Here is a 23,341-nt window from a genome sequence, read left to right as displayed (position 1 = left end):
CCATGTGCGGAATCGTCGGTTATGCGGGATCAGTGCGGACGGCCTGCGGCAGGCCTTTGGAGGTCTGCCTCAAGGGTCTGGAGCGTTTGGAGTACCGGGGCTATGACTCGGCTGGAGTGGCTCTTGCTGCCCCGGGAATGACGCAGGTGGCCATACGCAAGAAGGCGGGGCGCCTGGGCAATCTGGTTGCTGATCTGAAGACCAAGCCCATGCCCGAAGCCACCGTGGGCATCGGGCACACCCGCTGGGCCACCAATGGCGAACCCACTGATGTCAACGCTCATCCCCACACCAGCCGTGACGGCAAGGTCGCGCTGATCCACAACGGGATCATCGAGAACGCCTCAAGGCTGCGGCTGGACCTGGAGACCGAGGGATACACCTTCGTGTCCTCCACGGACACCGAAGTGGCGGCCAAGCTTCTGGGCAAGATTGCCCAGGAGATCGTCGATGCCACCGGCCAGCCCGACATCTTCGAGGCCATCAGGCGGTTGGCCCGCATGCTCAAAGGAGCCTTCACCATCCTGGCTGTGGACTCACGTCAGCCTGATCTGGTGGTGGGCGTCCGACACGATTCGCCGCTGGTGGTCGGCCTGGGAGACGGGGAGAACTACCTGGGCTCCGATGTGGCGGCCTTCGTAGCCTATACACGCCAGGCCATGGAACTGGGGCAGGACCAGGCCGTCTGCATCAGCGCGGACCAGGTCAAGGTCACCGACTTCCAAGGGCACCCGGTGGAGCATCCCCGTCGTTATACCGTCGACTGGGATGCCTCGGCCGCCGAAAAGGGCGGATGGGACTCCTTCATGGACAAGGAGATCCACGAGGACCCTGCGGCGGTCTCCAACACCCTGTTAGGTAGGTACGACGAGTCAGGCGACCTGGATCTGGACGAGGTTCATATCGATGAGGAGGTCTTCCGCCAGATCGACAAGATCATCGTTGTGGCCTGCGGAACGGCCTCCTACGCAGGGCTGGTGGCCAAGTACGCCATCGAGCACTGGGTCCGCATCCCGGTGGAGGTCGAGCTGGCCCATGAGTTCCGCTACCGTGATCCCATTCTGACCCCGCGCACCCTGGTCGTGGCCATATCCCAGTCAGGAGAGACCATGGATACGCTGATGGCGCTTCGCCACGCACGCGAGCAGGGTTCACGGGTTCTGGCCATCTGCAACACCCAGGGGTCCACCATCCCCAGGGAGTCCGACGCTGTGCTCTACACCCACGCCGGCCCCGAAGTGGCTGTGGCCTCCACCAAGGCCTTCCTGGCCCAGATCGTGGCGGCCTACCTGCTGGGTCTCTACCTGGCCCAGGTCAAGGGGACCATGTATCGAGACGAGATCCACCAGACCATCGACAGCCTCAAGGCCATGCCGGCCAAGATCCAGAAGGTGCTGGACGGACAGGCCGAGGTCATCAGACAGACGGCTCAGCGCATGTCCAAGGCCCGCTCCTTCCTCTTCCTGGGGCGGCATGTGGGCTATCCGGTGGCCCTGGAAGGGGCGCTCAAGCTCAAGGAGATCGCCTACATCTTCACCGAGGGGTTCGCCGCTGGCGAGCTCAAGCACGGGCCTATCGCCCTGGTGGAGCCGGGGGAGCCTGTGGTAGTCATCGTGCCCAGCGCACGGGGCCGCAATGTGCTGCATGACAAGGTCATCTCGGCCATCGAGGAGGTCAAGGCCCGTGGCGCCTTCACCATTGTCGTGGCCGAGGAGGGCGACCCGGACGCCGACCGCTATGCTGACGTGGTCTTTTGGAGGCCGCCCTGCCCAACCCTGCTAAGCCCCCTGGTGGACGTGGTCCCCCTGCAGCTGTTCGCCTTGGACATGGCCCGGCTCAAGGGTCTGGATGTGGACAAGCCCCGCAATCTGGCCAAGTCGGTCACGGTGGAATAGGATCCCATGGCTGTCGGGTCCGGGCAGCGGGGGCACCGGATGGTCCTGGAGGAGCCGCAGATCCCCTTCGAACCCCGAATCATATACGAGGACCAGCGCATCATCGTGGTCGATAAGCCCCATTTTCTGGCCACTATGCCTCGAGGGATGTGGTACGCCAGTACTGTGCTGGTCCGAATGCGCCGGCTCTACGGGGAGCCCGACATCATCCCTGCCCACCGGCTTGATAGGGCCACGGCAGGCGTGCTGGTCCTGGTTCGAGATCCGGCTGCCAGGCGGGCCTATCAGATGCTCTTCCAGGAGCATCGCGTGCGCAAGGTCTACCAGTGCCTGGCGCCGGTGCGACCCATAGTGCGTCCGCGGACCGGCACTGTGCGACACCTGGATTCGCCCCGGGTCTTCCCGCTGGAGCGCCGTTCCAGGATGATCAAGCGCCGTGGGGTTCTCCAGGCCTGGGAGGAGCGAGGGCCTGTCAATGCGGTTACTCGGATCGATTTGACGGCGGGCCTGGGATGCCTGGCCACCTACACCCTTTACCCGAAGACCGGCAAGACCCACCAGCTTCGTGTGCACATGAACGCTCTGGGGCTGCCCATAGTGGGTGACGATCTCTACCCCCGAATCCAGTCCCGGGCCTATGACGATTTCTCCAGACCACTGCAATTGGTGGCCCGTCGCTTGGAATTCACGGACCCCTTAACCGGGGTTGATCGAACTTTCACCTCTTCCGTTCCCTTGGAGCCTCAAGGAAAAGCCTGAACAGTCAGACTGGTAAGACATAATGGTCAGGGGATCCCCGAGCCGCGGGACGACGTGGACGCGGCAGGCATCCCTGTCCGAGAGTCGAGACGGACCAGGAGGTTCTACCCATGAGCAAACCGACACGGCGGCCCTATCGATGGCCCAAGCATCTCAAGGGTCAGCAGTCCCTCTGGTACGGCTGCGACTACAACCCCGACCAGTGGCCTGAGGATACATGGGATGAGGACATCAGGCTGATGACCAAGGCAGGGGTCAACGTGGTGGCCTTGGCGGTCTTCTCCTGGTCGCGCATAGAGCCCAGCCAGGGGGTTTTCGATTTCGATTGGCTGGACCGGATCATCGACAAGCTGGGCCGGGCGGGCATCGGGGTCAACCTGGCCTCGGCTACGGCCTCGCCGCCGCTCTGGCTCACCCAGGCCCATCCTGAGGTTCTGCTCAGGGACGAGCGAGGCGACACGGTCTGGCCCGGGGCCCGGCAGCATTGGCGGCCCACCTCGCCGGTCTTCCGGTCCTACGCCTTGAAACTCTGCCGGGCCATGGCCGAGCACTACCGGGACAACCCCTATCTGGTGGCCTGGCATGTGGGCAATGAGTATGGCTGCCACAATCGCTTCGACTATTCCGACGATGCCATGCGGGCCTTCCAGCGCTGGTGCCGCCGCCGCTACAAGGACATCGAGGCCGTCAACCGCGCCTGGGGCACGGATTTCTGGTCACAGAGGCTGAGCGACTTCTCGCAGATTCTGCCACCGCGTTTCATCGGCCAGGGGAATTTTCAGAATCCGGGCCGCATGCTGGACTTCGAGCGATTCAGCTCCGATGCCCTCAAGGATTTCTACATGGCCGAGCGGGACACCCTGGCTGAGATCACCCCGGACATCCCCCTGACCACCAACTTCATGGTCAGCGCCGACGGATTCGCACTGGACTATGACGACTGGGGCGACCAGGTGGACTTTGTGGCCAACGACCACTATGTGACGCCTGGCAGGGATCATCTGGAGGAGCTGGCCTATTCCTCCAGCCTGGTGGATTCCATCGCCCGCCGGCGTCCCTGGTGGCTTATGGAGCAGTCCACCTCGGCGGTCAACTGGCGGCCGGTCAACCCCCGCAAGGAGCCCGGACAGCTGGAGCGCGACTCCCTGGCTCATCTGGCGCTTGGTGCTGATGCCATCTGCTACTTCCAGTGGAGGCAGTCCCGGGCTGGCGCGGAAAAGTTCCACTCGGCCATGCTGCCTCATGCCGGCGAGGACACGGCAGTCTTCCGTGACGTCTGCCAGCTTGGAGGGGACCTGCAGGGACTCTCGCAGGCTGGTTTGGCCGGCAGTACGCTGGCCAAGGCCCCGGTGGCCCTGGTCTTCGACTACGCAAGCCAGTGGGCCAGCTCCCAGGCAGCATCGCCCAGCGACCGGGTCGAGCATGGCCAGGAGCCGCCGGTCTGGTACCGGGCCTTTCTGGACAACGCCATCCGGCCCGATGTCCTGCCGGTCAGGGCCGGATGGGAGGAGTATCCGCTGGTGGTCCTGCCAGCCCTCTACCTGATCGACGCTGACCTCTCCAAGCGGCTGCACAAGTATGTACACAGTGGAGGGCGGCTGATCGTCACCTGGGGCAGCGGCATCGCCGACGAGCAGGACCGCGTATGGACCGGTGGGTATCCGGGGCCGCTTCGGGACCTGCTGGGTCTGTCGGTTGAGGAGTTCGCACCCATGGCTCCCGGCGCACCTGGCCTGCTGGATCACCTGGACCTGACCAACGGGGTCACGGCGCACGACTGGGCCGATGTCATCGGTCACCTGGACAAGGGCACCAAGGTCCTGACAAGCTACCGGGCGGATCCATGGACAGGGATGGATGGCATGCCGGCCATGACCGTCCATGACTGGGGTCATGGCAAGGCCGCCTACCTGGGTTGCCGTCTGGATGCCCAGGATCTGGCCAAGGTTCTTCCTGCCCTGCTGGAGGCCCTGGATGTCGCCGATATGCGATCGGCCCATGGAGACCCTGATCTGTTGAGAGTTGAGCGAGTCAGTAAGGATGATCGGACGCGTTTTGTCTTTCTGTTCAACCGGTCCAGACATCCAGTGCAGGTTCAGCTGGAGGGCCAGATCCTGGTGGGCTCGCTGGCCGGCATTGACGGGGAGGGCAAGCAGGCCAGTCTGCAGGTCAATGGCGCGCTGGTGCAGCGTGTGGTCGGCCATCGGCATTGAGCTGGTGAATCCTGTACATGCCGGCGAAGATCAACTCGGGATCATAGACCTCGATCAGATCGGTGTCTTCTGAGAAGGTACGACCCATGCCGCCCGTGGCCACCACGTGGAAGTCCCGGCCTATCTCGCTGCGGTACTGGCGGACGATCCGCTCCAGGCCGCCAAGGAAGTTGTAATAGAGCCCGGCCTGCATGGCCGTCCTGGTACCCGTGGCCATGATGGTCTGAGAGCGGGTGATCTCCACCTGGGGAAGTTGGGCGGTCTGACCGGCCAGGGCCTGGGCCCCTGAACGGATGCCTGGCACGATCAGGCCTGAGCGGATGGCGCCCCTGTCATCCACATAGTTGAAGGTGGTGGCCGTGCCGAAGTCGATAACCAGTACAGGCCCTCCGTAGCGGTGGAAGGCGCCCACGCAGTCAGCCAGGCAGTCGGCGCCCAGGGAACGCGGGTCGTCCAGACGGATGTTCATGCCCGTCTTCACGCCAGGGCCCACCACCATGGGGTCGATGGAAAAGAAACGGATCAGACAGGACCTGACGGCGTGCATGACCGCGGGAGCTACCGACGAGATGATGGCATCCTGCACATCCGCAGTCTTGTAGCCGGCCAGGGCCATGAGCTGCCCCAGCAGAAGTCCGAACTCATCGGCCGTGTGGTCGATCCTTGTGGTCAGCCTGTAGGAGGCGGCGACCTGGTCGCCCTCCATGAATCCGACCTCGATGTTGGTGTTGCCGATGTCGATGGCCAGCAGCATGTCTCTTCCTCCCTGCCGTTGTCCGGGCGCGTGGCGCTTTCCGAATCCATCCTAAGCGCATAAGCCTGGGTGATGGCTTCGGGGAGTATGCTGGTGGGCGGTGATCGACCAGAATGGCGGTCAACCACAGCATAAGGATTCGTCAATGAACGCAGATCGACACGGCACGCATGCCCATGGCAGCGTGACCGCAGCAGATACAGAGGCGGCCCAGGAGCCAGGCCCAAGCACTGACCCCGAACTCAACGCCAGGATCAGGCCTATGAGGTCGGGCGGCAACACCCTGCCCTGGAAGCTGCTCAGTCTCCTGCTGGCCCTGGCCTTGGCACTCTCCCTGTGGACCGGGCATCGTGGACCTATTGGCCAGGCCGAGGGAGGAACCGTTGCGGACACGGTCACGGTGGGGCTCAAGCTGGCTCCCACCAATCTGGACATCCGCAACCAGTCGGGTACGGCGCTGGATCAGCTTCTGATCGGCAATGTCTATCAGGGCCTGGTGTCGCGGGATTCCCGGAACCAGGTGCGCCCAGGGCTGGCCAGGAGCTGGAATGTCTCCGAGGACGGCCTGGTCTACACCTTCCACCTGCATGAGGGCATCCGCTTCTCCAACGGTCATGCTCTTCGGGCCCAGGACGTGGTCGACTCCATTCGCGGGCTCATGGCAGGCCACTATCAGGGCAGCGAGATGCTGGAAGGCTTCCAGGGCGTTGAGGCCACAGATCCTCTGACGGTGCGCCTGACGCTGTCCAGACCCTACCAGGACCTGCTCTGGCAGTTGAGCGGCCGGGCTGGCCTGGTCTTTGACCGTCGTGCTCATTACGACATGAAGACCCAGGCCGTGGGATCCGGCCCGTACCTGCTGGAAAGCTTCCGGCCAAACGACTCGGTCACCCTCAAGGCCGATCCGCACTACTGGGGCAGCGACAAGCCTAAGACGCCAACCATCGTCATCCGTTACCTCAACGACGACAACGCTGCCGTCAACGCCCTGCGCAGCGGGGATGTGCAGGTGCTGGCTCCGGTCACCGAGAACCTGGCCAGTCCCTTCCGCAACAGCCGCGACTTCCAGGTCAAGGCGGGCGACGACACCGACAAGTACGTTCTGGCCATGAACGGCAAGGGTGCCGCCACATCCGACCCGCTGGTGCGGCAGGCCATCCGCCATGCCATCGACCATCGGCAGCTGATCGCCTCCCGGGGCGGATCGGACAGGGCTCTGGGCGGCCCCATACCCTCCCTGGATCCCGGCTATCAGGATCTGACAGGGCTCTACCCCCACGATCCTGAGCAGGCGCGGCGGCTTCTGGCCCAAGCCGGGTACGGTCCCGGTCACCGGCTCAAGCTGCGGCTGACCTACGCCAACACCTACGGCAGCGAGTTGGGCGATCAGCTGCGCTCGCAGCTGCGTCAGGTGGGCATCGACCTGGATGTGCGGGTAGTGGAGTTCTCGGTTTGGCTCCAGGACGTCCATGTCAACAAGGACTATGACCTGTCTCTGGTGGATCATGGCGAGAGCCACGACTTCCATCAGTGGGCCAACCCCGGCTACTACTACAACTATGACAATCGTCAGGTCCAGGAGCTCTATAGGCAGGCCATGGCCACGACCTCCGCCGATGACTCCGACAGGCTCCTGGCCCAAGCCGCCCGGATTGTCAGCAACGATGCGGCGGCGGATTGGCTCTTCAACTACCGGGTGACCACGGCCTGGCGGACGGGGTTGGAGGGCTTCCCGGTCGATCTGAACCAGTCCCTCATGCCCTTGTCCGGCGTGACCTACAGGCGGGGATAGCCATGGCCAAATTCCTAGTGCGGCGCCTGGTGCTCTTCATCTTGGCGCTGATGGGCATCTCCCTGCTGATCTTCCTGGCACTGCGCATCCTGCCCGGTGACGTGGCCGCCGTCATGGCCGGGCTGGATGCTCCGCCTGTGCGTGTTGACCGGCTGCGTCGGCAGATGGGCCTGGACCGCTCTTACCCAAGGCAGTATCTGGACTGGATCAGCGGCTTTCTGCAAGGGGATCTGGGCAGGTCCATTCTGACCAACCGTCCCATCGCCTCCCAGGTTGGTATCCGGGCCCAGATCACCTTCCCGCTGATTCTTCTGGGACTGGGTGTGGCCCTGCTATTGGGCATTCCCCTGGGCTGTGCGGCCGCTCTGGCGCGCTCGCCAAGGATGCAGTCCTTCAGCCACATGGCCGCCATCGTGGGCGGATCCGTACCCGCCCTCTGGTCAGGACTGCTGCTGATCATGCTCTTCGCCAAGGGCAGTGGCCTGATTGGTCTGCTGCCCTCCCAGGGCTTTCCTGCTCTCGGCTGGGCTCAGCCGGGTCAGGCCTTGGCGGCTTTGATTCTGCCTGCTCTGTCCACCGGCATCATCGTGGGCGCCGGCATCATGCGGTACACCCGCTCCCTGCTGGGCGACATGCTCTCTTCGGGGTATGTGGACATGGGCATGGCTTGCGGGATGACCAGAACCCAGGCCGCCCTGCGCATCGGTCTGCGGCTGGCTTCTCCCCAGTTGGTTTCGGTGGTCGGGCTGACCATGGCCGAGATGATCACCGGGGTCATGGTCAGCGAGAACCTGTTCGCCCTGCCGGGACTGGGCTCCATGCTGATCACCGATGTGGGCAACCGGGATCTTCCGGCCGTTCAGTCCGAGCTGCTTCTGCTGGCGGCCTTCTTCCTCTTCCTTGGACTGCTGGTGGACGTTATTCATAGGCTGATCGATCCGCGTTTTCGAGGTGCGGCCAGACAGGAGGTGGCTGCCTGATGAGTTGGGGACACGCAGACAGGCCCCATCTGGGATTGAGGGCCACATTCCCAGGCCAACTGGGATTCTTCGGACGGATGCGGGTGGTGTTGTCCAGCATGTGGCGCAAGGCCTCGGGGCGATACTCGATGACTGTTCTGGCCATATGGATCCTGGTCTCCCTGATTTCCAGGTTCTGGACCCCGGTTCCTATTTGGACTACCGACGGGTACCGGATCTGGCAGGCCCCCAGCCGCGACCACCTGCTGGGAACGGATGGCACCGGGGCAGACATTCTCTCCTGGCTCATGGCGGGATCGGCCACCAACCTGGCCATCAGCCTTCTGGCGGTCCTCCTATCAGGCGTTCTGGGGCTTCTTCTGGTCATGGCCATGGTCTCGCGCCGTTCAGGAGTATCCCAGACGGTCGTGGTCCTGGTCGATGCCCTGATTTCTTTGCCCACTGTTCTGCTGGCTCTGATCCTGGCTGTCCCCCTAGGCCCCAGCATCGCCGTGGTCGTCGTGGCCTGCGGGTTCGGATACGGACTCAACCTGGCTCGGATCGTACGACCCCAGGCGCTCCTGGTGGCAGAGTCGGACTATGTGCAATCCGCCCGGCATAGCGGGGTCGGATCCTTCAGAATCTTCTTGACTCATTTGGTGCCCAATGTCATTCCGGTCCTGTGCGTGCAACTTTCCATGTCGGCGGGGACCTCCGTGCTGGCTGAGGCAGGGTTGACCTACTTGGGGGTGGGTGTTCCCTCCGGCCTGCCCTCCTGGGGGCACTCGCTGACCACCTCGGTCAAGTTCATCAACGTCTTTCCGCTGACCGTGCTCTGGCCCGGCATGGCGGTCACCATGGTGGTGGTGGCGCTGAACCTGTTCGGCGACGCCCTGCGTGATGCCATCGATCCGGTTACCAACCCCAGGCTCAGGGCTGCCGTAGCTGCCGCCGGACGGTCCACTCTTCAATCCGGGCAATCAGATGACGCTGGTCATCATGTCGAGAATGCGGTCCATACAGGCGAGGGAGGCCAATCATGTCGCTGAATATTGACGGCCTGAGCCTGTCCATCAATGGCCGCACCATTCTCGACCAGGTGGACCTCAAAGTCGGGGACGGCCAACGGGTCGGCCTGATCGGCTCCTCAGGCTCCGGAAAGTCGATGATCGCCCGCTGCGTTTTGGGCACCACACCACTGACGGCCTCCCTGTCGGGATCCATTCTGGTGGACGGCCTCCAGATTCTCGGCTCGGATGAACGGTCCCTGGCGGACCTGCGCGGTTCCCGGATGAGCATGGTCTTTCAGAATCCTTCCACGGCCCTGAACCCGGTCAAGAAGGTCTACAGCCAGGTTGAGCTGCCTCTTCGCCGCCACTACCGCTTGAGCGCTCAGGAACGGCGCAGGCGGGTCATGGAGATATTGGCCCAGGTCGGGTTGGATGCGGATCTGGCTGGATCCTATCCACATGAGCTGTCCGGGGGACAGCAGCAGCGGGCGGCCATAGCCACGGCCCTGGTCACCAAGCCCAGACTGATTCTGGCAGACGAGCCGACCACGGCCCTGGATGCCATCACCCAGCGGCAGATTGTGGACCTGTTGGTCTCCTTGGTCGACCAGAGCGGGGCCTCCCTGCTGTTCATCACCCATGATTTCTCAGTCCTCGCCCGGGTTGCCGATTACTGCTACATCCTCGATGCAGGGCGAGTGGTGGAAAGCGGGCAGACGCAGAGCATTCTGCGCAGCCCATCCAGTCCACAGGGCAGGACTTTGGTGAGAGCGGCCAGAGAGCTGACGCTGCGCGCAGATGGAGGCAAGCATGAACGCGACTGACGGTGCACATGCCGATCCGATCCTGATCGGGGAGGGCCTGACCAAGGTCTATGCCTCTACCGGCAGCGGCATGGCTCGGAAGGCTGCGGTTGACGGAATTGACATCTCCCTTCTGTCGGGGGAGTGCCTGGCGATCATAGGGGAGTCCGGTTCAGGGAAGACCACGCTTTCCCGTCTGCTCCTAGGTCAGTTGAGGCCTGATGCCGGGCAGGTGACATATCAGGGCAGACCGGTTCTCCACGGTTCCCCGGCCGCCAAGGCGCTTGCCCAAGACTCTGCTCTGGTCTTTCAAAACCCCTTCACCTCCCTCGACCCGCGGTGGACCATCGGCCGGTCAGTCGCCGAACCTCTTCTGGCTGCCAGGCGCAGGGGGAGTGGGCACCTATGGCATCGTCGTCAAGATGGGACAGACCTTGCTGATCGGGTGGCCAAGGTCTTGTCAGAGGTTCAGCTTGACCCAGGCGCGATCATGACGGCTTATCCCTCCGATCTGTCCGGAGGCCAGGCTCAGCGGGCGGCCATAGCCCGGGCCCTGATCATCAAGCCCCGGATACTCTTGGCCGATGAGCCCATGAGCGCCATCGACGTCTCGGCGCGCGTTGGGATTCTTCATACCCTTCAGTCCATCATGGCCCAGTCCAGAAAGCAGAGCAATCCGTCAAATAGCATGTCCATGATCATCATCTCCCATGATTTGGGCGTGGTTCAGCACATCGCGGACAGGGTCATGGTGCTCAGTCAAGGAAAGGTGGTGGAGGAGGGGCCTGTGAAAGCCATCCTCGATCACCCCAGTCAGTCTTATACCCGTCAGCTACTGGCAGCTGCGACCCTATAGGTACCGGTGCTCATCGGCATTCTGGCCAAGCAAAATTACATGAGTGCATGCCCGTCCTTGACGGAATGAAGGAGGGCAGCGAGAGCATCTGTGCAGAGAAAACAGACGGTTAAAGACTGCATCTGATTTGACGGTTGGTAGAGCAAATCGTAGACTGTTGGTTAGTTACTCAAGTAACTAAGTAATAAACAGTAATGCAGATCCTAATTCGACGCCCCGAATCAAGGCAGACAAGGCGGTCAAACGATGGCGATCGAAATACCGGATGGTCGGCCCGTTTTCGTGAAGGTGGCAGACCGGTTGACCGAAGCCATAGCCGAGGGACTGGTCGCCGATGGTGAAAGGATTCCCAGCACCACGGAAATCTCGACTGCCTACCAGATCAACCCGGCCACAGTCCTCAAGGGGATGAACCTGCTGGTCGACCGGGGCCTTCTGGAGAAACGGCGGGGGCTGGGCATGTTTGTCACTGCCGGTGCGGGCCGGAGCGTTCGAGAGCGTCGCAGGAGGGAACTCCTGAACGGCAGGTTCCAGGATCTGGTCGAAGAAGCCAAGTCTCTGGACGTATCTCGTGAGGACCTGGACGCCATCATAGAAAGGGTCTACCAATGAGTCTGACAGTTTCCAAGGTGGACAAATCGTACGGAAAGCTGAAGGCCCTGGATGAGATCTCACTCTGCTTTGAGCCCGGTAATATATACGGACTCTTCGGGCGGAACGGGGCCGGCAAATCCACCCTGTGCAATCTGATGACGGGCAGGACACTTCCTGACCAGGGGCTGATCCACCTGGATGGAAGCGATCTGGTCAGCGACTCAAGAATCGTTCGCCGCGTGGCCCTGGTCAACGAAACCTGGCCCTATCCATCCCGACGACACATTAGACAAGCATTCGCCATGGCCGAGGGGTTTTACGGTGGTTTTGACTGGCACTTGGCTGAGCGTATTCTTAAGAGCTTCGCATTGAGGCTGACTGACACTTTTGCTTCCCTCTCCATGGGGCAGCGTCAGGTGGTCAAGGACGTCATCGGACTCTGCCTGCCTGTGGAATACCTCATTCTGGATGAACCGACGACAGGAATGGATGCGGCGGCCAGGGAGAGGATCTACTCCTTCGTTCTGGAGGCCTATCAGCACCGCGGACCGACCATGATCATCGCCACCCATATCATCAACGAGGTCAGCCAGCTCATCTCCCGCGCCACGATCATCGACCAGGGGCGGGTCCTGCGATCTTTCAGCGTGGATGATCTGTCTGCCCTGGGGACCACTGTCACGGGCCGTCCGCCTGACGTGGAGGACTATCTTGCCCAGAGCGACCCGCCGCTGCTGAGCAGGCAGCGTATCGGCGATCTGCTGCGCGTCAGCTTCGAGGGGCCGGTGCCTAACGAGCAGCCCAAGGGGCTTATTGTCGCCCCAATGGATCTGCAGACCTACTTCGTCCAGATAACGGAAGGAGCGGCACAATGAATAACACGCAAGTTGCAGGGGCAGTGCGGACGAAGACCAAGCTGGGGCCAGAAAGCCCCTACCTGGGTGCTGGACCGGCTGAAGGGTGGGCCCGAATCAAGAGTTTCCTGTCGCCTGCGGTGCAGACCCGGATGACCCTGCGCGTACAAGCGATGCCGAGGCTGACCGTCTTTGTGATTTGGGCCCTCGTCCTCGCTCTGGGGGTTATGGGGTTTATCCCCCTGGGCTCTGGATTCACCGGTCTGTTCACCGAGATGGTGCTCATGGCCACCGCCTTTGTCTGCTCACTGACGACTTTCCGGCCCTTGATCTCCAATGCTGTGACCCGGTCCACAATCGCATGGACCCAGATCATCTCCAATGTGGTCATGGCCCTGGCGACAAGCACTTTCATGATCGTGGTCGCGATTATCAGCAGCCTAGGCCAAATCGGATGGATGCCCTTTACAGAAAGTTACCAAAGGTTTCTCGTACAGGGCTGTTCGCCTTGGAGACTGACTCTTGATCCCTGGAGTGTGTCATGCTTTAACCAGTCGTATGCCCAGCAGCCGTCCCGTTGGCTGGCTCTGGCGCTGCATGTCTTTATGGTGCAGGTAGCCTTCGTTCTGCTTGGCCAGGTGCTGGGTGACCTGGCCGCCCGTCTTGATCGAAAAGGCAGATGTCTGCTGCTGGTAGGGCTGTTGATCTGTGTTGGTTTCTGGCATTCGATTTCCGGCTGGAATTTCTGGGGGTGGCAGCAAACGGCGGTTCAGATGATCAACCTTATGCGCGGCCATTGGATGTACAAGACCTTAAGCCCCTTCATGAATGTTGATTTATGGGGATACGTCACCGTGTATTTACTCTGGCCCCAAGTGGTCTTCACATTAGTCTTCTCCGCCATATGCATCCTGCTCAGCTACTGGCTCACCAGCCGTCGGCAGCTACCAGCTATCCAGGGGCTCAGCATTCTGGGTTAGTGGCAGGATAGCTAAGAATTCCAGCGACGATTGACCACATGGTCGTTCGCCCACTGCTTGACTCCTGTCGGGGCAATAGACTGGGGAATCATGGTGGACATCCAGGATGCAGGGCAGGCGCTGAAGAGGTATTTCGGATATGAGTCCTTTCGCCCGGGTCAGGAGGATTTGGTCAAGGCTATCCTGAACGGGCAGGACTGCCTGGGTGTTATGCCGACCGGTGCCGGCAAGTCCATCTGCTATCAGATTCCTGCCACTCTTCTGGATGGTCTGACCATCGTCATTTCTCCCTTGGTTTCTCTGATGAAGGACCAGGTGGACGGGCTGGAGGATGCCGGCATTCAAGCTTCATTCGTCAATTCCACCCAGGATATGGATGAGCAGTCCCTGGCCCTGGCTCGGGCTGCACAAGGGCGCAGCAAGATCCTCTATGTGGCCCCAGAGCGGCTGGATGCCCCCAGATTCAGGGAATTCGCCCAACATACAAAAATTTCCCTGCTGGCTGTGGACGAAGCCCACTGCGTATCCCAGTGGGGTCAGGACTTCCGCCCTGCCTACCTAGGCATCGGCGATTTTATCAGGTCCCTGCCCGACCGACCTACGGTGGCAGCCTTCACCGCTACGGCGACCGAGAAGGTTCGGCGCGACATCGTATACATGCTAGGCCTTGACGATCCTTACGTGGCGGTGACGGGATTCGACAGGCCCAACCTCTTCTTCGACGTGATCAAGCTGGAGAGCAAATACAAGAATCGCTGGGTGGTCCAGTACGCACTGAAGCATGGCGATGATTCTGGCATCGTCTACTGCGCCACCCGCAAGGAGACCGAGGCTCTGGCTGATGATCTGACCAAGGCCGGTGTCAGTGCTGTCAGCTATCACGCTGGCATGGATGCCCAGGACAGGGAGCAGGCGCAACGGGACTTCGTCAACGACAAGGTGCAGGTGGTCGTGGCTACCAATGCCTTCGGCATGGGCATCGACAAGTCCAACGTACGTTATGTCATTCATCACAATATGCCTGAAAGCATCGAGGCCTATTACCAGGAGGCCGGCAGAGCGGGACGTGACGGCGAGCCAGCCCGTTGCTCCCTGCTGTGGAACGAGAGCGACATCGTCACCCGCAGGCGCCTCTTGGACATGGACAACGGCAATGACAGGCTGACCGGTGAGCAGGCTGAAGCAGTCAGGGCCGAACACCGGCGTCTGCTCAACGTCATGATCGGTTACTGTCGAACCACCGGCTGCCTTCACCAGTACATGCTGCGGTATTTCGGCGAGGAGGTGGACCAGGCGGCCGCAGGTCTTTCGCCTGCCGAGGCCGATAAGGGCAAATCCGTCCCAGTCGGGCATCCTGACACGGGCAGCGGCGGCTGCCAGAACTGTTCCAACTGTCTGAGCACCTTCACGACCATCGACGTCAGCGGTGTGGCCCGTGCCATCAGCAGGTGCGTGCATGATGTGAACCAGGGATTCGGCTCCGGCAAGATCGCCCAGATTCTCCGAGGTTCGCGCTCGCAGGATCTTCTTCGGCGAGGGTTGGATCGGTGCCCTAGCTATGGCGCTCTGGATCAGGTTCCAGAGGCGCGAATCCGTGACGTGCTCAACCAGATGGCCTCGGACGGGTATCTGTACATCACGGAGGGGCGGCTGCCCATGGTCCATTTCGGGCCCAAGGCCGCACAGACGGTCAGCCCAGACTTTCACTACGAAATCAAGCGGACGGAACGCCCACGTGCCTCGGGCAAGGTCTTCGGCGGCAGATCCTCTTCAACCGTCGACGATGATGGTCTCGACCAGGCCGGTGCAAGCGATGCCAGCCCAGAAGATGAGGAACTTTTCCAGAAGCTACGCGACCTGCGGACCAGCATAGCCCGCAAGATCGGCAAGCCTCCCTACATTGTCTTCTCCGACAAGGCACTGCGCGATATGTGCCGTCTTCGTCCGGCTGATGATGCAACCTTCTTGGCCGTCAATGGTGTGGGGCAGCACAAGCTGGAGCAGTATGGACCCCAGTTCATGGGTGTCATCTCCGAGTTTTCGGCCAGAGGAGGGGTGGATGTGGCCAAGGGCACTTCCGGATCTGATAGGCGGGTCGGCCTACCATGAGACATACACGACTTCATCGCGGCTGCCTTTCATACCCGGCGCCCGACAGGAAAGGAAATAACAATGGCTGACAAACCAATCGTAGAGAGCTTCCAGCTGGATCACACCAAGGTCAAGGCGCCCTACGTTCGTCTGATCGACGAGGAGAAAGGGCCCCAAGGAGACATCATCTCCAACTATGATCTGCGCCTGGTCCAGCCCAATCAGAACGCCATCCCAACTGCTGGGCTGCACACCATCGAGCACACCATCGCCGTGCTCCTGCGCGAGCGCATCCCCGGCTATATCGACTGCTCGCCCTTCGGTTGCCGGACGGGCTTCCACCTGCTTGCTTGGGGCCGTCATTCGACCGAGGATGTGGCCAAGGCCCTGAAGGAGTCGCTGGAGTTCATCGCCGACAAGGCCACCTGGGACGATGTGCCCGGCACCGAGATCACCTCCTGCGGCAACTACCGCGACCATTCGCTCTTCTCGGCCAAGCAGTGGAGCCGCGACATCGTGGCCGCCGGCATCAGCTCCGATCCTTACGAGCGCAAGCTGGTCTGATCGCTGACAGGCAAACAACTGGGCCTGAGGAAGGGTATGTTCCTTTCCTGAGGCCCAGTTCGATCTAACAGACGAAAGCTCAACTACGCAGTATGGTTTCGATCTGTTTCATCTGATCGTCATCAATCTGCATGGCAGGTTCGCGGATGCGTGTGCTGATGGGCAGACCCTGCAGTCGCACAGCTCCCTTGATGGCCGATACGAACAAATCCGCAGTGTCGTAAATCGCCATCAGGTGGTTGATGCGTCGGGCCTTGTCTAGAGCAGTCCGGTAATCGCCCTCTTGATAAGCCTGATGCATGGCCACGAAGGTTTCCGGCTCCACGTTGGTCAGGCCCGATAAAACACCGTTGCCTCCGCAGATACGATTGACCATATAGTATTCGTCGAATCCGGAGAACACCGAGAATCCAGGGCTGACACGTCTGACTGCCGATACGACTAGGCGTGTGTGGCTGATTGTGTCCACGGTGTCTTTGATGCCAACGATGTTTGGACATTCCTGGGCCAGTTTAGCGACCAACTCCGGGGAGCAGTCGTTGCCAGTACGAGCAGGGAAGTTGTAAAGGATCACCGGCACAGCCGAGGCCTGGGCGATGCTGGTGAAATACCTGTAGGCAGTCGGTTCCGAAGGACCGAAATAATAAGGGCTGACAGCCACCACGGCATCGGCGCCGATTTCTCCAGCAAACTTTGTCAGATCCAAAACCCGGTCCATGTCAGTGTCGCCTACTCCGACGAATACCTTCATGCGCCCCCGTATATGGTCGACGGCGAATTGCAGGGCTGAGCGCTTTTCTTGGAGATCATAGGCATAGAACTCGCCGATGCTTCCGAACAGGAGCACCCCATTAATGCCAGCCTGGATCAGATGGTCCAGATGTCGTCCCCACAGGTCGGTGTCGATGACTCCTTGATCGTCGCTGACGGTTATCGACGGGCAGAATATTCCCTCGAATTTGGCTGATGATGTGCTCATGTTCACCCTTCCACAGTAAGCATATCGGCATCGATCCCATAGGCCCTCATGGCATTGTGCTTGAAGAAGTCCTCATCAGGGCCAAAGATGTCCAGCATCAGTTGCCAGTGTTCCCTGAGTGAGGAGTGCACGGTGACGACCGGCCAGTTGGAGGCATAGAGGATCCTGTCCGGGGGAAATGTGTCCCTGACGAAGGCGACGATGTCGCGATCGACCGGCAAGTCCCCTGACACCTTGATATAACAGTGCGGCAGGGCCGCCATGGCCTCTATGGCCTTTCTGGAGGCCGGCGACAAGTCGGGCATGTTGCCCAGATGGTCCATGATGACAGTCAGGGAAGGAACCTGAGAGAATGTCTGAGCCATGTCCGGCAGTTCTGCCCCCCTGTTGCATAGCTCAAAGGGCAGGCCCTTATCAGCCATGGCGCGGAGCCCAGCGATGAAGGAGGGTTCCATGCAACGGCCGCGAGGGGCAGAGTCAGTGTGCAGCGGCTCTCTGATGCCCGTAGCATTGATGGGCACCCTCATATAGGGCCCTACCTGGACTCGGAGCATTCGAGCAAGAATCTTGGGGTCATTGTTCTCATAGACCAAGCGGTCCTCTAATAGGGGGTCGTCCGAGTCTACTTCCACATAGACTCCGCCCAGAAATTCCACTCCCAGCTGCTCGTACTCGCTTTCCAGCTCATGAAGGGGAAAGCTCCGGTTCAGTGAGGGCATTCCGTCCAGCCAAGGCAGATGCTGCCGTTCGAGATCCCACATATGGAAGTGAGCATCGATGACCTGTAGTTGTCGTGTCATGTCAGGCCCCCTGCTTAAGACCTATGCGGCACCCGCGGAAGGCATACCAGGCGATGTAGAGGAATCCGGGCACGGTCACCAGCATGGCGATTTCGATGCCCATGGCATCCTGGATGGCACCCAGCAGCAGCGGGATCAGGGCTGCTCCGACGATGCTCATGACCAGCGCCGAAGAGCCGGTCTTGGCGTCGTTGCCCCTGATGCCCTTGAGCGTCAGCGAGAAGATGGTGGGGTAGCCGATTGATATGAACAGATAGGCAACCAGGAAGCAGATGACCGAGAATCGTCCCAGACCCAGGAATACCAGAACCATCAGCACGGCTGTGACGCACATGTAGATGCCCAGTATCTTGCCGGCATCGAATTTGGTCATTAACGGAGTGGTCAGGAACCGTCCAAGGGTGAACAGCAGCGACAGCAATGCCAACAGTGTGGCAGCCAGACCGGCGGTGATGCCAGCGCCCCAATGTTTGAGAGCATAAGCGGAGAACATGGCCATGCCCGCCACCTGCAAGCCGATAAAGATGAACTCGGCTATCACGCCCAGTACGAAGTAAGGGCGTTTCAGCAGGCTTGAGGTGCCGGAACCGGTGCCAGTTTTCCCTTCCTGCTCGTCATCGCCAGGTGGTGTTGGCAGTTTGAAGACGATGAAGACAGCCAACACCAGCAGCAGAACGATGCCGATGACGATATAGATCATCCTGGTATCAGACAGGAACTTGACCTTGGCTTGCTCAAAGCCTGGCTCTTTTGGGGTCAGGGTTTTGGACAGCACTCTGCCCAAAATCAGAGGCCCCACCACGTTGCCGACGCCGTTGAAGCTCTGTGCCAGATTGAGTCTGAAGGATTCGCCTTTTTCGTCGCCTAGCTTGGTGACGTAGGGGTTGCAGTTGGTCTCCAGAGATGAGGCTCCCAGCGCTACCACGAACATGGCGAACAGAAAGAGTCCGTAGCTGGCCATATTTGTGGCCGGCACCACGATGAATGCTCCGACTGCGAACAGTATCAGTCCGGAGATGACCCCGCCCTTGTAACCGAAGCGCTTGGAGATGATTCCGGCTGGGATGGCCATGACGAAGTAGGCTCCGTAGTAGGCCACCTGCAGCAGTGATGCCTGGGTGCTGTTCAGCTCCATGTAGTTGCTGAACGGACTGTTGAGGGCGTTGACCAGGTTCATGGTCAATCCCCAAATGAAGAAGAGTCCGATGACCAGGGTTATGGCGACGGTTGCCTTGGACCCGCCCTTGTTTCGCGTATTTGTATTTTCCATGTCAGAGCTCAATTCAGTGCCCGGTCCAGGTGGACGTATCCGCCATCGACGAACACCCATTGGCCGGTGGTGTGTGATGCGCGATCAGAGAGCAGGAAGGTGGCGGTGTTCCCAATCTCCTCGGGTGTGGTCATGCGATGCTCCAGAGGAATCTTGTCTGTGATGACCGACAGGCGTGCCTGCTGGGCCTTTTCATCGCCAAAGGTTTTGATCCAGTCGGCATAGAGCGGGGTCCAGCATTCCGAAACCACGATGGCATTCACTCGTACGTCATCATGGACCAAGGCCGCAGCCCATTCCCTGGTCAGGCCCAGAACCCCGCCCTTGGCTGCCGCGTAGGCGCTGGTCTTGCCCTGACCGGTCACAGCGGTTTTGGAGGTGATGTTGATGACTGATCCGTGGCTTTCCTTGAGGTAGGCACAAGAGGCATGCATGAGTTCGTAGTAGTGGGTGAGGTTGCCGTGTACGGAACGCTCGAACTCGCGCCAGTCAGTGGTTTCCAAAGCCTTGTTGTCGTTGACTCCAGCGTTGTTGACTATGCCATCGATATGGCCGAATTCCTTGTGTACCTGCTCCACAATGGGTGCAATGCCGTCGGTGTCATTCAGATCCAAAATGAAGGTCCGGTAGGTATCGGTATAGGCCTCGATGTCTTTGCAGAACTGGTCCCTGGCTGACTCGTCACGGTCTATGACTGCGGTTATGGCACCCTCCTGGGCCAGTTGTAGAGTGATGCCCCTGCCGATGCCCTTGAAGCCGCCGGTGATGATGAATACCTTGTTCTTGAGATGCAGATCCATGAGAACTCCTTTGTCTATATGGATGGATGATTTGTTAGAGGTCCAGTGATTGGACCGGATTTTGATTGAGGTGGGCCGCTCTCACTCCTGGTGCAGGTAGCGCTGTGCGGTTTCCACGGTCATTTCGGCCCCATTGCCAGGAGCGGTCGGTGCCTGATACATGCCTTGGCTGATACGCACGGGGTTCACGAAATATTCGTGCTGGTTGTCTACGTATTCGATCATTCGGCCCTGTGTGGTGCAGGAGACGGCTGCGTAGTCGAACATGGCGAAGTGGCAGACCATCTCGCACAATCCGACCCCGCCGGCGTGGGGGCAGACTATCTTGTGGAACTTGCGAGCCAGCAGGTATTCCAGAACTATCTCCTGGGGGCCTGCCACTCTGGTGGCGTCGATCTGCATGATGCCGAAGGCGTTGGCCTGCAGGAATTGCTTGAACATGATGCGGTTCTGCATCTGTTCGCCGGTTGCTACGGGGATGGGATTGATGGCCCTGGCAATGGTTGCGTGGCCGATGATGTCGTCGGGGCTGGTGGGCTCTTCGACCCATGCCAGGTCGAAGTCATGGAAATGGTTGATCCAATCAATGGCTTGCGGGACATCCCAGACCTGATTGGCGTCGACGGCCAGGCGGACGTCGGGACCGATGGCATCCCTGGCCAGTCCCAGGCGGCGTATGTCATCATCGAGGTTCTGGCCTACCTTGAGCTTGATTTGCTTAAAGCCCTTCTCCTGCGTCTCCCGTTTGGCGATCTCCACCATTTTTTCGTCGCTGTAGCCAAGCCAGCCTGGTGCTGTCGAATAACCGGGGTACCCGTGCTGGCGAATGTCCTCGATGCGTTCCTGCTTGCCGGATTGCCCATCCTTGAGGATATCTATGGCCTCCTCGGGGCGCAGGGCATCGGAGAGGTATCTAAAGTCCAATGTGCTGACAAGATCCTCAGGATCCATTTCAGCCAGCAGCAACCACAAGGGTTTTCTCGCCCTTTTGGCTTTCATGTCCCAAAGGGCGCTCAGCAGTGCGCCAATGGCCATGTGCTCGACTCCCTTTTCGGGCCCCAGCCAGCGCAGCTGTGAGTCATGGACCAATAGGTCCCAGGCCAGACCCATGCTGTCCAGCAGACGTTCAACCTCTAGGCCACGCAGAGTCTCTCCTATGGAATCTATGGCTCTGCAAACAACATCGTTGCCTCGTCCGATGGTGAAGACCAGACCACAACCTTTGATGCCGTCGTCAGCCGAGGTGTGTATTTCCACATAGGCGGCCGAATAGTCGGGGTCCTTGTTCATGGCATCCGACCCTGAGAGGGTCAGAGAAGTGGGAAAACGAAAGTCATACGTTTTCACCGCAGTGATAGTACTCATCGTGGCTCCTTTGCCAATCTTGTGAACGTATACCCTACTATAGGCGTAGAAATAGAAATTTGAAAATCAGAAATGTAAAAATTCTAATTTCGACATGGATGCTTTCGCTGCTTCCTTGGTTACGATTGGTGGGTAATGGAAAGGACGCACATGGCCAGACAGGAACCAGGCAATCCGCACGTTGGCGCCATAGCCGAGCAGCTCGGCATCTCTGCTTCGACCGTCTCCAAGGTGATCAACGGTCGACCGGGCGTGGCGGCAAAAACCCGTCGAAGGGTCGAAAAAGCTTTAGCAGACGAGGGCTATGCGCATCCGCTTGTCAGCACGAAGATTGCTCAGACTATTGAGCTGGTTGTGGATTATATTGCCAACAATGGCACTATCGAGATGATACGTTATGCCTCAAAGTGGGCTTTGGATGCCGGTCTGGCTCTGACGGTGACACAGACCGATCACCAGCGGCGTGCCGAGGAATGCCTGAGGGGGATCATTGATCGCAACCCGCTGGGTGTGATCACCCAGATGTCCTCCATAGACCAGGAGGGCAAGAATGTGCTCAAGGCAAGGGGCATTCCCCTGGTGGCGGTCGATCCGGTGGACTTGGTAAGCGATGAGGACATGAGCATAACGCTGGACAATTGGACTGGAGGATACCAAGCGGCCAAATGCCTTCTTGACGCCGGGCACCGGTGCATTGGCGTCATCGCCGGACCGGCGAATGTGCAATCCGCGCAGGCCAGACTGGCTGGATACCGAGCAGCATTGGCAGCCATTGGTGCCACCCTGCCGTCAAACATGGTTCAGCAGGGAGATTATTTGCCTGACAGAGGGTACCAAGCCGCCTGTGATCTGCTGGACCGCGATCATCGTCCGACTGCGATTCTGGCCTGCAACGACTTGACAGCCGTCAATATCTACAGAGCGGCTCGCGAACGTGGGCTGGAGCCCGGGCAGGACCTGTCCGTGGTCGGATTCGACAACGTATATCCATCCTCTTATCTGATGCCCGCCCTTACCACGGTGGATCAGCCATTTGATCTGATGGCCAGGATGGCGGTGGGAATGATCCTCGATGCGCGCCAGGGCAAGGAGTTCCAGCGGCATGTGGTCATGCCAACCCGCCTGGTCAGCCGACACAGCGTGGTCAACCTGACCCGTGCTCGCCGTTTGCGCTTGGAAGGCCGGGTCCAGGAGAGCGCAGAATAGCCCAGACTATTCCCCGATTCGCTCAATGCGTACTCACTTCGTGACAGCTTCCTGATGGATACACTCGTACTTCGGCAATCGCGGGGGCGGGTCTCGTCCCTGCCGCACCGGTCGAGAAAGAGGTAGCCACAGTGAGCAGGTACGCGATGGAGACTGCACGTTGGATCCGTCATGCCACCATGGACGACTTTGAGGCGATCATGCCTGTCTACGCCTACGCCAGAAAGCGGATGGCCGAGACCGGCAACCCCCGTCAGTGGGGGGACAAGTACCCCCTGCCCGAACGCATCCGCGAGGACATCTCCGGGGGCCACACCATGCTCTTGGTTGACGATGCGGCTGGCATGGATCAGATTCCTGACGATCCTGCCTACCCTGAACCTGAGTTGGACGAGCACAAGGGCAGCCACGAGCGCATCATCGGCGTTTTCGCCCTCTTCCATGACCCGGAACCTGATTATAAGGTCATTGACGGCAGCTGGCTGGACGACCGGCCCTATACCACCATCCATCGGGTGGCTGCCTCGGGACTAGGGCGTCATGCGGCCGGGGACCTGCTTGACTGGAGCATGCGCCGGTACGAGAACATCCGCGCCGATACGGGACTGAAGAATTATGCCATGCAGCACATCCTGGAGACCCACGGTTTCACCCGATGCGGCAACATCATCATGCCTGAGAACAAGGAGATCGAGAACGTGCGGGTGGCCTACCAGCGGCACGATCGGCCCCTTGACCTGGCTGAGCGCGAAAGGGCCGCCAGGCGCTTGGTTGCCGTCTGAGGGCGGAGGCAGACC

21 protein-coding genes are annotated in these 23,341 nt (G+C 60.2%); 15 read left to right on the top strand and 6 right to left on the bottom strand.

The genetic code is table 11. The annotated features are described in order from the left end of the window. Nucleotides 1-2: 2 nt before the first annotated feature. The 3 genes from glmS (at nucleotide 3) to QRX40_RS01025 (ending at nucleotide 4,867) form a co-directional block, all read left to right on the top strand. On the top strand, nucleotides 3-1,895 hold the full coding sequence (glmS, locus tag QRX40_RS01035) for a glutamine--fructose-6-phosphate transaminase (isomerizing) (protein ID WP_313836341.1): 1,893 nt from the start codon (nucleotides 3-5) through the stop codon (nucleotides 1,893-1,895). 6 nt (nucleotides 1,896-1,901) lie between these two features. Beyond that, nucleotides 1,902-2,654, top strand: a complete 753-nt coding sequence (locus QRX40_RS01030; protein ID WP_313835721.1) for a pseudouridine synthase — start codon at nucleotides 1,902-1,904, stop codon at nucleotides 2,652-2,654. 110 nt (nucleotides 2,655-2,764) lie between these two features. Further along, nucleotides 2,765-4,867, top strand: a complete 2,103-nt coding sequence (locus QRX40_RS01025) for a beta-galactosidase (RefSeq protein ID WP_313835719.1) — start codon at nucleotides 2,765-2,767, stop codon at nucleotides 4,865-4,867. Here QRX40_RS01025 and QRX40_RS01020 read toward each other — a convergent pair. Next, on the bottom strand, nucleotides 4,824-5,621 hold the full coding sequence (locus QRX40_RS01020) for a type III pantothenate kinase (protein ID WP_313835717.1): 798 nt from the start codon (nucleotides 5,619-5,621) through the stop codon (nucleotides 4,824-4,826). The genes QRX40_RS01025 and QRX40_RS01020 overlap by 44 nt on opposite strands. 145 nt (nucleotides 5,622-5,766) lie before the next feature. Between QRX40_RS01020 and QRX40_RS01015 the strand changes: the two genes are divergently transcribed. From QRX40_RS01015 to QRX40_RS00970, 10 genes are all read left to right on the top strand, one after another. Then, a complete protein-coding gene (locus tag QRX40_RS01015; protein ID WP_313835716.1) occupies nucleotides 5,767-7,413 on the top strand; it encodes an ABC transporter substrate-binding protein in 1,647 nt (548 codons plus the stop codon). 2 nt (nucleotides 7,414-7,415) lie between these two features. Next, nucleotides 7,416-8,393 (top strand): ABC transporter permease, encoded by a 978-nt coding sequence (locus QRX40_RS01010; RefSeq protein ID WP_313835715.1) that lies wholly within the window; start codon nucleotides 7,416-7,418, stop codon nucleotides 8,391-8,393. A 77-nt stretch (nucleotides 8,394-8,470) separates the two neighbouring features. After that, the gene (locus tag QRX40_RS01005; RefSeq protein ID WP_313836339.1) at nucleotides 8,471-9,421 is read left to right on the top strand and encodes an ABC transporter permease; all 951 of its coding nucleotides are present in this window, start codon (nucleotides 8,471-8,473) and stop codon (nucleotides 9,419-9,421) included. Next, on the top strand, nucleotides 9,412-10,206 hold the full coding sequence (locus QRX40_RS01000; protein WP_313835712.1) for an ABC transporter ATP-binding protein: 795 nt from the start codon (nucleotides 9,412-9,414) through the stop codon (nucleotides 10,204-10,206). Before QRX40_RS01005 ends, QRX40_RS01000 begins: the two co-directional genes overlap by 10 nt. Continuing rightward, a complete protein-coding gene (locus tag QRX40_RS00995) occupies nucleotides 10,193-11,041 on the top strand; it encodes an ABC transporter ATP-binding protein (protein ID WP_313835710.1) in 849 nt (282 codons plus the stop codon). Before QRX40_RS01000 ends, QRX40_RS00995 begins: the two co-directional genes overlap by 14 nt. A gap of 246 nt (nucleotides 11,042-11,287) precedes the next feature. Beyond that, the gene (locus QRX40_RS00990) at nucleotides 11,288-11,653 is read left to right on the top strand and encodes a GntR family transcriptional regulator (RefSeq protein ID WP_313835709.1); all 366 of its coding nucleotides are present in this window, start codon (nucleotides 11,288-11,290) and stop codon (nucleotides 11,651-11,653) included. After that, nucleotides 11,650-12,510, top strand: coding sequence for an ABC transporter ATP-binding protein (locus QRX40_RS00985; protein ID WP_313835708.1), 861 nt, complete (start codon nucleotides 11,650-11,652; stop codon nucleotides 12,508-12,510). Before QRX40_RS00990 ends, QRX40_RS00985 begins: the two co-directional genes overlap by 4 nt. 131 nt (nucleotides 12,511-12,641) lie before the next feature. After that, nucleotides 12,642-13,469, top strand: a complete 828-nt coding sequence (locus QRX40_RS00980; RefSeq protein ID WP_313835707.1) for a hypothetical protein — start codon at nucleotides 12,642-12,644, stop codon at nucleotides 13,467-13,469. Between the two features lie 90 nt (nucleotides 13,470-13,559). After that, nucleotides 13,560-15,578 (top strand): RecQ family ATP-dependent DNA helicase, encoded by a 2,019-nt coding sequence (locus QRX40_RS00975; protein WP_313835706.1) that lies wholly within the window; start codon nucleotides 13,560-13,562, stop codon nucleotides 15,576-15,578. A gap of 63 nt (nucleotides 15,579-15,641) precedes the next feature. After that, nucleotides 15,642-16,124, top strand: coding sequence for an S-ribosylhomocysteine lyase (locus QRX40_RS00970; RefSeq protein WP_015022202.1), 483 nt, complete (start codon nucleotides 15,642-15,644; stop codon nucleotides 16,122-16,124). Between the two features lie 79 nt (nucleotides 16,125-16,203). On the opposite strand, the gene QRX40_RS00965 is transcribed toward QRX40_RS00970, so the two are convergent. The 5 genes from QRX40_RS00965 to QRX40_RS00945 form a co-directional block, all read right to left on the bottom strand. Next, nucleotides 16,204-17,103 carry a dihydrodipicolinate synthase family protein gene (locus tag QRX40_RS00965; RefSeq protein ID WP_313835704.1) on the bottom strand — a complete coding sequence of 300 codons (900 nt, stop codon included), beginning with the start codon at nucleotides 17,101-17,103 and terminating at the stop codon, nucleotides 16,204-16,206. A gap of 2 nt (nucleotides 17,104-17,105) precedes the next feature. Continuing rightward, nucleotides 17,106-17,903, bottom strand: a complete 798-nt coding sequence (locus QRX40_RS00960) for an amidohydrolase family protein (protein WP_313835703.1) — start codon at nucleotides 17,901-17,903, stop codon at nucleotides 17,106-17,108. Between the two features lies 1 nt (nucleotide 17,904). Further along, a complete protein-coding gene (locus tag QRX40_RS00955; RefSeq protein WP_101432670.1) occupies nucleotides 17,905-19,173 on the bottom strand; it encodes an MFS transporter in 1,269 nt (422 codons plus the stop codon). Between the two features lie 8 nt (nucleotides 19,174-19,181). Continuing rightward, nucleotides 19,182-19,973, bottom strand: a complete 792-nt coding sequence (locus QRX40_RS00950; protein WP_045924701.1) for an SDR family oxidoreductase — start codon at nucleotides 19,971-19,973, stop codon at nucleotides 19,182-19,184. Nucleotides 19,974-20,054: 81 nt separating this feature from the next. Continuing rightward, on the bottom strand, nucleotides 20,055-21,338 hold the full coding sequence (locus tag QRX40_RS00945) for an enolase C-terminal domain-like protein (RefSeq protein WP_045924700.1): 1,284 nt from the start codon (nucleotides 21,336-21,338) through the stop codon (nucleotides 20,055-20,057). Nucleotides 21,339-21,488: 150 nt separating this feature from the next. Here QRX40_RS00945 and QRX40_RS00940 point away from each other — a divergent pair, with 150 nt between their 5' ends. Next, nucleotides 21,489-22,544, top strand: a complete 1,056-nt coding sequence (locus QRX40_RS00940) for a LacI family DNA-binding transcriptional regulator (RefSeq protein ID WP_313835701.1) — start codon at nucleotides 21,489-21,491, stop codon at nucleotides 22,542-22,544. Nucleotides 22,545-22,690: 146 nt separating this feature from the next. Further along, nucleotides 22,691-23,326, top strand: coding sequence for an N-acetyltransferase (locus tag QRX40_RS00935; RefSeq protein ID WP_313835699.1), 636 nt, complete (start codon nucleotides 22,691-22,693; stop codon nucleotides 23,324-23,326). The last annotated feature ends 15 nt before the right edge of the window (nucleotides 23,327-23,341 follow it).

The sequence above is a fragment of the Bifidobacterium sp. H6bp9 genome (assembly GCF_032193695.1).
Lineage (GTDB): Bacteria > Actinomycetota > Actinomycetes > Actinomycetales > Bifidobacteriaceae > Bombiscardovia > Bombiscardovia kimbladii.
Note: the sequence above shows the minus strand (reverse complement) of the source record. Positions and strands in the feature narration are given on the sequence as shown.

Bases quoted from the DNA above. Each gene is read 5' to 3' on its own strand.
- glmS (WP_313836341.1), top strand. From the start codon at position 3: ATGTGCGGAATCGTCGGTTATGCGGGATCAGTGCGGACGGCCTGCGGC.
- QRX40_RS01030 (WP_313835721.1), top strand. From the start codon at position 1,902: ATGGCTGTCGGGTCCGGGCAGCGGGGGCACCGGATGGTCCTGGAGGAG.
- QRX40_RS01025 (WP_313835719.1), top strand. From the start codon at position 2,765: ATGAGCAAACCGACACGGCGGCCCTATCGATGGCCCAAGCATCTCAAG.
- QRX40_RS01020 (WP_313835717.1), bottom strand. From the start codon at position 5,621: ATGCTGCTGGCCATCGACATCGGCAACACCAACATCGAGGTCGGATTC.
- QRX40_RS01015 (WP_313835716.1), top strand. From the start codon at position 5,767: ATGAACGCAGATCGACACGGCACGCATGCCCATGGCAGCGTGACCGCA.
- QRX40_RS01010 (WP_313835715.1), top strand. From the start codon at position 7,416: ATGGCCAAATTCCTAGTGCGGCGCCTGGTGCTCTTCATCTTGGCGCTG.
- QRX40_RS01005 (WP_313836339.1), top strand. From the start codon at position 8,471: ATGCGGGTGGTGTTGTCCAGCATGTGGCGCAAGGCCTCGGGGCGATAC.
- QRX40_RS01000 (WP_313835712.1), top strand. From the start codon at position 9,412: ATGTCGCTGAATATTGACGGCCTGAGCCTGTCCATCAATGGCCGCACC.
- QRX40_RS00995 (WP_313835710.1), top strand. From the start codon at position 10,193: ATGAACGCGACTGACGGTGCACATGCCGATCCGATCCTGATCGGGGAG.
- QRX40_RS00990 (WP_313835709.1), top strand. From the start codon at position 11,288: ATGGCGATCGAAATACCGGATGGTCGGCCCGTTTTCGTGAAGGTGGCA.
- QRX40_RS00985 (WP_313835708.1), top strand. From the start codon at position 11,650: ATGAGTCTGACAGTTTCCAAGGTGGACAAATCGTACGGAAAGCTGAAG.
- QRX40_RS00980 (WP_313835707.1), top strand. From the start codon at position 12,642: ATGACCCTGCGCGTACAAGCGATGCCGAGGCTGACCGTCTTTGTGATT.
- QRX40_RS00975 (WP_313835706.1), top strand. From the start codon at position 13,560: ATGGTGGACATCCAGGATGCAGGGCAGGCGCTGAAGAGGTATTTCGGA.
- QRX40_RS00970 (WP_015022202.1), top strand. From the start codon at position 15,642: ATGGCTGACAAACCAATCGTAGAGAGCTTCCAGCTGGATCACACCAAG.
- QRX40_RS00965 (WP_313835704.1), bottom strand. From the start codon at position 17,103: ATGAGCACATCATCAGCCAAATTCGAGGGAATATTCTGCCCGTCGATA.
- QRX40_RS00960 (WP_313835703.1), bottom strand. From the start codon at position 17,903: ATGACACGACAACTACAGGTCATCGATGCTCACTTCCATATGTGGGAT.
- QRX40_RS00955 (WP_101432670.1), bottom strand. From the start codon at position 19,173: ATGGAAAATACAAATACGCGAAACAAGGGCGGGTCCAAGGCAACCGTC.
- QRX40_RS00950 (WP_045924701.1), bottom strand. From the start codon at position 19,973: ATGGATCTGCATCTCAAGAACAAGGTATTCATCATCACCGGCGGCTTC.
- QRX40_RS00945 (WP_045924700.1), bottom strand. From the start codon at position 21,338: ATGAGTACTATCACTGCGGTGAAAACGTATGACTTTCGTTTTCCCACT.
- QRX40_RS00940 (WP_313835701.1), top strand. From the start codon at position 21,489: ATGGCCAGACAGGAACCAGGCAATCCGCACGTTGGCGCCATAGCCGAG.
- QRX40_RS00935 (WP_313835699.1), top strand. From the start codon at position 22,691: ATGGAGACTGCACGTTGGATCCGTCATGCCACCATGGACGACTTTGAG.